This is a genomic window from Streptomyces sp. NPDC056734 (assembly GCF_042790455.1).
Taxonomy (GTDB): domain Bacteria; phylum Actinomycetota; class Actinomycetes; order Streptomycetales; family Streptomycetaceae; genus Streptomyces.
The window spans coordinates 226,863-233,655 of sequence record NZ_JBHTZD010000017.1 but is presented as its reverse complement, the minus strand read 5'-3'; the positions used below and the strand labels follow the sequence as shown (position 1 = coordinate 233,655).

General features: G+C 71.1%; 5 protein-coding genes. 3 read left to right on the top strand and 2 right to left on the bottom strand.

Annotation, left to right across the window (positions count from 1 at the left end):
- Positions 1-91: 91 nt before the first annotated feature.
- Positions 92-559, top strand: a complete 468-nt coding sequence (locus ACFRFC_RS26235; protein ID WP_382680618.1) for a pyridoxamine 5'-phosphate oxidase family protein — start codon at positions 92-94, stop codon at positions 557-559.
- Between the two features lie 40 nt (positions 560-599).
- Here the strand turns inward: ACFRFC_RS26235 and guaA are convergent, their stop codons facing one another.
- Entirely contained in the window at positions 600-2,180 is a 1,581-nt protein-coding gene (gene guaA / locus ACFRFC_RS26230; RefSeq protein ID WP_382680438.1) for a glutamine-hydrolyzing GMP synthase, read from the bottom strand.
- A gap of 590 nt (positions 2,181-2,770) precedes the next feature.
- On the opposite strand from guaA, the gene ACFRFC_RS26225 reads away from it, so the two are divergent.
- A complete protein-coding gene (locus ACFRFC_RS26225; RefSeq protein ID WP_382680437.1) occupies positions 2,771-3,058 on the top strand; it encodes a chorismate mutase in 288 nt (95 codons plus the stop codon).
- A gap of 745 nt (positions 3,059-3,803) precedes the next feature.
- Positions 3,804-4,835, top strand: coding sequence for an LAETG motif-containing sortase-dependent surface protein (locus ACFRFC_RS26220; protein WP_382680436.1), 1,032 nt, complete (start codon positions 3,804-3,806; stop codon positions 4,833-4,835).
- Positions 4,836-5,078: 243 nt separating this feature from the next.
- Here ACFRFC_RS26220 and ACFRFC_RS26215 read toward each other — a convergent pair whose 3' ends face one another.
- On the bottom strand, positions 5,079-6,782 hold the full coding sequence (locus ACFRFC_RS26215; RefSeq protein ID WP_382680435.1) for a succinic semialdehyde dehydrogenase: 1,704 nt from the start codon (positions 6,780-6,782) through the stop codon (positions 5,079-5,081).
- Between the last annotated feature and the right edge of the window lie 11 nt (positions 6,783-6,793).

Below are 6,793 nucleotides of genomic sequence, written 5' to 3'. Positions count from 1 at the left end.
GGACGGTGCCGGTGGGGATGTGACCGGCGCGGACAGCACCCGTGGGGACGGCACCAGGGGGGACGGCTCCGGTGCCGATGGGGCGGGCGGCGTGAGCTGGGGTGGGTTCGTGGCGGTGGAGCCCGCGCTGGCGAGAACCGTGGAGGAGCGGTTCGGGGCGTTCACCCATCACGTGCTGGCGACGCTGCGCAAGGACGGTGCGCCGCGTACGACGGGGCTGGAGGTGCGTTTCCTCGGCGGCGAGCTGTGGCTGGGGATGATGCCGGGGTCGGTGAAGGCGCTCGATCTGCGGCGGGACGCGCGGTTCGCGTTGCAGGCGAATCCGGGTGAGGGGCAGTCGATGGGCGGGGGTGATGTGCGGATCGCCGGGCGGGCGGTGGAGGTGACGGACCCGGCGCGGAAGGCGGCGTACAGCGAAGAGGTGAAACCGCCGGAGCCGTTCCACCTCTTCCGCACCGAGCTGACGGAGGTCGTGCGGACGACCGTCGAGGACGAGAAATACCTGGTCGTGCAGGTGTGGCAGCCCGGAGCGCCGGTGCGGACGCTCAAGCGGACCTGAAGGGCGGCCGGGGGGAGATCACCGGGAGGTCACGGGGAGGTCACTCCCACTCGATGGTGCCCGGGGGCTTGGAGGTGATGTCGAGGGCGACGCGGTTGACGTCGCTGACCTCGTTGGTGATGCGGGTGGAGATCTTCGCGAGGACGTCGTACGGCAGCCGGGACCAGTCGGCGGTCATGGCGTCCTCGGAGGAGACCGGGCGCAGCACGATGGGGTGGCCGTAGGTGCGGCCGTCGCCCTGGACGCCGACGCTGCGGACGTCGGCGAGGAGCACCACCGGGCACTGCCAGATGTCGCGGTCGAGGCCGGCGGCGGTCAGTTCCTCGCGGGCGATGGCGTCGGCCTCGCGGAGCAGATCGAGGCGGTCCTTGGTGACCTCGCCGACGATGCGGATGCCGAGGCCGGGGCCGGGGAAGGGCTGGCGCTGGACGATCTCGTCGGGCAGGCCCAGTTCCTGGCCCACCATGCGGACCTCGTCCTTGAAGAGCTTGCGCAGCGGTTCGATGAGCTGGAATTCGAGGTCTTCGGGGAGACCGCCGACATTGTGGTGGGACTTGATGTTGGCGGTGCCGGTGCCGCCGCCGGACTCCACGACGTCGGGGTAGAGGGTGCCCTGGACGAGGAACTCCACGGCCGGGCCCGCGTCGGCGATGATCTCGGCCTGGGCCTGCTCGAAGACGCGGATGAACTCGCGCCCGATGATCTTCCGCTTCTCCTCGGGGTCGGAGACGCCCTTCAGGGCGGTCAGGAAGCGCTCCTCGGCGTCGACGACCTTGAGCTGCACGCCGGTCGCGGCGACGAAGTCCTTCTCGACCTGCTCGGTCTCGCCCTTGCGCATCAGGCCGTGGTCGACGTAGACGCAGGTCAGCTGGGAGCCGATGGCGCGCTGGACGAGGGCGGCGGCGACGGCGGAGTCCACGCCGCCGGACAGGCCGCAGATGGCGCGCTTGTCGCCGACCTGTTCGCGGATCGCGGTGACCTGCTCGTCGATGACGCTGCCGGTGGTCCAGGTGGGGGTGAGGCCGGCGCCGCGGTAGAGGAAGTGCTCCAGGACCTGCTGGCCGTGTGTGGAGTGCATGACCTCGGGGTGGTACTGGACGCCGTAGAGCTTCTTCTCGTCGTTCTCGAAGGCGGCGACCGGGACGACGTCCGTGGACGCGGTGACGGTGAAGCCCTCGGGGGCGGCGGAGCAGGCGTCGCCGTGCGACATCCAGACCGGCTGCTCGGCGGGGGTGCCCTCGAAGAGGGTCGAGGACGACTTCGATACGTGCAGCGGCGTACGGCCGTATTCGCGGGCGCCGGTGTTGTCGACCGTGCCGCCGAGGGTCTGGGCCATCAGCTGGAAGCCGTAGCACATGCCGAAGACGGGGACGCCGGCCTCGAAGAGGGCGCGGTCCAGGCGGGGGGCCTCGTCTGCGTAGACCGAGGAGGGGCCGCCGGAGAGGATGATCGCCGCCGGGTTCTTGGCGAGCATCTCGGCGACCGGCGTGGTGCTCGGCACGATCTCGCTGTAGACCCGGGCCTCGCGGACGCGGCGGGCGATGAGCTGGGCGTACTGCGCGCCGAAGTCGACGACCAGGACGGTGTCGGGGGCGGGGGCAGCGGGGGTCGCTGATGACACGGGGTGCCTTCCGGCGGTGGGGCGGGGTGTGTGGGTACCGAGTCTAACGGGGGTTCGGTGGGGGTTACGGGGGGTGCGGGTTGGCTTTACGGGGGGGTGCGGGTCGGTGTTACGGGGGATGCGGCTCGGGTCCGCCGCGCGGTGCGGGTCGGATGGTCGCCGCCGTCCCTGGGGGCTCCGCCCCCAGACCCCCAGACCTATGCCCACCCAGCCACCCGTCTCGGTTCGACAGAGGGGTACCGCCCCGGGCCCGCTCACGCCCCGGCCGGACAGAGCGACGCCGCCCCGACCAAACCCCAGCCCCAGCCCCAGCCCCAGCCAAACAGTCACCCGCCACCCCCCTCCCGCCACACCAGGCACCCCATGCCATACTCACCCCATGCACAAGCACCCGACCTTCCTGTTTACCTATGGCGACCGGCCCGCCGGCTGCCATGGTTGTGCTGCTTGAGCTACTGACAAGCGACTTCCCAGGCGCCCCGGGCCGACAAGGTCCGGGGCGCCTGGCGTTTCCGGGGTCTGTCCGTACCGGGGTCGAGACATCCGACACCACTCCCCCTCCCCCATCCCCATCCCCAGGAGACCCCGCCATGACCACCACCCCCGCGGAGAAGACCGGCGCGCACACCGACGCCGCCGCCGATGTCATCACCGGCGCCCGTGAACGTATCGACGCGCTCGACGACCGGATCATCGGCCTGATCCAGGAACGGATGGCCGTCTCGGCCGTGATCCAGGACGCCCGGATCACCTCCGGCGGACGCCGGGTGAACCTCTCCCGGGAGATGGAGATCCTCGGCCACTACCGCGAGGCCCTCGGCAAGCCGGGCACCTCGCTCGCCATGACGCTGCTCGAACTGTGCCGCGGCAAGATCTGAGAATCGGCGTTCCGTGTACGTACGTACGCATGCCCTCTCACCCGTACGGCGCGTGACCGCCTCGCGAGACCCTTCGTTGGTACCGATGTCCGTGTCAGCCAGGTGCGGGCCCGAAAGAACCACGCGTGGCTCGCTGGGGCGATGAGACGTACGGATCGTGCCGTACGTCGTGGGACCTCGCTCCAGGGTCGTGACCGGACGGCAGGGGACAGCAGCCCGGTCACCCAAGAGAACGGCCGGCTCCGGGGACGCCCGGAGCCGGCCGACGGAACCCGTCCAAGGTCCAAGGTCCAGGGCGAAGGTCTCCTCCCCGCAACCAACCGCGCACCCCCGATGCGCCGGAGCGCGGCCTGGTCGCACACAGCCAGCGGCGCAACCCCCCGGCGCCGCTCCCCGGCACCGGCGCCGCCCTGACGCCGGTGCTGACGAAGGAAGGGCCCCGCGGCCGACCCCCGCGGGGCCCTTCCGCATGCCCGCCCGCCTATCCCCCATCCCCCCCCATCCCCCCCATCCCCCACATCCCCCACATCCCCCACATCCCCCACACCCCCCACACCCCCCACACCCCCCACCCCCACCCTCCGTTCAAGTGACCCAGGTCACATAAGATTTTTGTGAGCGAGGGGCAACCCTTCACAGGCTTCACTGATCCAACCTCTCGAATCACCGGACCCTCCCACGCCCCACACGTGAGACCCGGCCGACCCGTACCGCGACGCCGCGGTACTTGACTTTCGAGGTCTTCATGAAGCTTCGCCGTGCCCTCGCGGTGGCGGCTGCGACAGCCGTCATCTCGCCGCTCGCGCTGCTGACCGCCGCGCCCGTCGCGTTCGCGACCGACGGGGACACCACCTCCCCGTCCCCGACGTCGACCGAGTCCACCTCGGCCGACCCGTCGCTGACCGCCTCGCCGACGGACTCGGAATCTCAGACCTCGGAACCGACCGACACCGTGTCGACCACGCCGTCCGACGACGACAAGTCCTCGGAGCCGGAGACCGACACCGAGACCTCCACGTCCCCGCCGGCGACGACCCCGTCGACCACTCCGGCGACCACCCCGTCGGGGACCACCACCCCGCCGGAGGAGACCGAGAGCCCCGACCCCGAGCCCTCGGAGTGCGCGGACCAGAAGGTCGAGGTCACCATCACCGGCCTGCCGGGCAAGATCGAGGCGGGCAGCGGCTGGCACGAGTTCTCGCTGAACGTACTGAACAGCTCCGACTCCACCCTCACCGACCTGGACTTCTTCGCCGGAGCCTCCTCCGACCAGGACGGCATGGACCTCTTCCGCAGCCAGCAGGTCCAGCTCCAGGCGTGGGACCCGGACAGTGAGACGTGGGGAGACCTCAGCGAAGAGGGCTACGCCGTCGGGTACGTCGGCTACACCGACGAGCTGAAGCCGGACTACGAGGTCAACATCCCGCTCCGGATCAACGCGAAGTCCTCCGCCCCGGTCGGCGCCGGCTTCTCGCTCGGCGCGACGATCTACGGCGACCGCGACACCGAGTGCTTCGGCTTCGGCGAGGTCGCGTACCGCTTCCAGATCGTGGCCTCCGGCACGGACACCGGCGGCTCCCGCCCGCAGGAGGGCGGCAAGGCTCCCATCACCGACAAGGAGCCCGGCACCAACACCCCCCAGGTGACCGGCAACCTCGCCGAGACCGGTTCCAGCTCCGCGCTGCCCGTCATCGGCCTCGTCGGCGGCACCGCCGTCGTGCTCGGCGCCGGCGCGGTGTTCGTGGTGCGCAAGCGCAAGACCGGCATCGAGGCGTAACAACGCCGAGCGGCCCGACAGCTCAACGGTTCTACGGCTCAACGGCTTACGGCTCTACGGCTCAACGGCTCAACGGCTCAACGGCTCAACGGCTCAACGGCTCAACGGCTCAACGGCTTCACACAAGCAAGAGAAGGACCTGCGCTCGGAGGGGGGCGCAGGTCCTTCTCTTTGCCACGCCCAGGGCAACGCCCAGGGCCACGCCCCCACGCCGTACCCGCCCCGGTCACGACAGACGCCCGGCTACCGGAACCGCAACGCCTTCATCACCCGCAGACTCGTACTCATGACCCGCGCGTACCGCTCATCGCTCATCCCCAGCGAAGGCCCCATCGGCAGCACCCGCTGCACCGCGACCGTCTGCGCCTCGGTGTACTTGAGGATGCCCTCGGCGCCATGCCGGCGGCCCAGGCCCGAGTCCTTCATGCCGCCCATCGGGGACTGCGCGCTGCCGTACGCGGAGGCGTACCCCTCGTTGACATTGACCGTGCCGGTGCGCAGCCGCGCCGCGATCTCGCGGCCACGCCGGGCGTCCTTCGTCCAGACCGATGAATTCAGGCCGTACGACGTGGAGTTGGCGCGCTCGATCGCGTCCTCCTCGTCGGTGAAGCGGTAGACGGAGACGACCGGGCCGAAGGTCTCCTCCGCGCAGACGGCCATCGGCTCGCCGACGCCGTCGAGGATGGTCGGCTCATAGAAGTACGGGCCGATGTCCGGCCGGGCCACGCCCCCGGCGACGACCGTCGCGCCCTTGGCGACCGCGTCCGCCACATGCCGCTGTACGGTGGCCAGTTGCCGCTCGCCGACCAGCGAGCCCATGTCGGCGCCGTACGCCAGGGACGTACCGAGCCGCATGCCCCGGGCCCGCGCGGCGAACCGCTCCAGGAAGGCGTCCGCGATCGACTCATGGACGTACAGCCGCTCGATGGAGACGCAGAGCTGGCCCGCGGAGGAGAAGCAGGCGCGGATCGCGCCCGCCGCGGCCTTGTCGACGTCGGCGTCCGCGAGGACCAGCATGGCGTTCTTGCCGCCGAGTTCGAGGGAGACGCCGACCAGGCGGGCGGCGGCGCGTTCGGCGACCTCGCGGCCGGTGCGGGTGGAGCCGGTGAAGGAGACGTAGTCCGCGTGGGTGACGACCTCAGGTCCTACGACCGGGCCCTCGCCTAGCACGACCTGGAACAGCTCGGCGGGCAGCCCGGCCTCGATCAGCAGGTCACGGGCCCACAGCGCGGTCAGACAGGTATCCGTGTCCGGCTTCATCACCACCGCGTTGCCCGCGACGAACGCCGGCAGCGCGTCGCCGACACTCAGCTCCAGGGGGTAGTTCCAGGGGGCGATCTGACCGATGACCCCGCGCGGGTGGCGCAGTTCGGTGACATGGGTGAGCGTGGGCACCGCGCCCGCGTGCCGCCTGGGCCGCAGATAGGCGGCGGCCCGGCGGCCGTAGTGGCGGGCCGCGACCGCGACGGCCTGCACCTCCTCATGGGCGTGCAGCCGCGCCTTGCCGGTCTCCAGCTGGATCAGGTCCAGTACCTCGGCCTGCCGCGCCAGCACCAGATCGTGGAAGCGCAGCAGTACGGCGGCCCGCCGTCGCACCGGGGTCCGCGCCCACACGGCCTGCGCGGCCCGCGCCACCTCGAACGCCCGCGCCACGTCCTCGGGCGTCGACTCGGGCAGATCGGCCAGCTTCTCGCCGGTGAAGGGAGTGTGGCTCGCGGTCCGGCCGGAACCGCCCACCCCCTTGGTGAGCTGGGCGATCAGCTCCGGTGTGACCACGTCGGCAGCGGTCCGCACACCAGCCGGGGCGGGGGCGACCGGATTCGTACCGCCACCCGCCCCACCACCCGCCCCGCCATCTACCCCTTTATCCGAACTGGCGTTCGTAGCGATGGGGGCCGTGGTGTCCACGGGGCCGGTGGCCGTCTCAGAACCCTGCGCATCGGTCATGAGCCGCAGGG

What these genes read in the sequence shown, in the direction of transcription:
- ACFRFC_RS26220 (WP_382680436.1), top strand. Translation starts at nt 3,804, where the DNA reads ATGAAGCTTCGCCGTGCCCTCGCGGTGGCGGCTGCGACAGCCGTCATC.
- ACFRFC_RS26215 (WP_382680435.1), bottom strand. Translation starts at nt 6,782, where the DNA reads ATGACCGATGCGCAGGGTTCTGAGACGGCCACCGGCCCCGTGGACACC.
- ACFRFC_RS26225 (WP_382680437.1), top strand. Translation starts at nt 2,771, where the DNA reads ATGACCACCACCCCCGCGGAGAAGACCGGCGCGCACACCGACGCCGCC.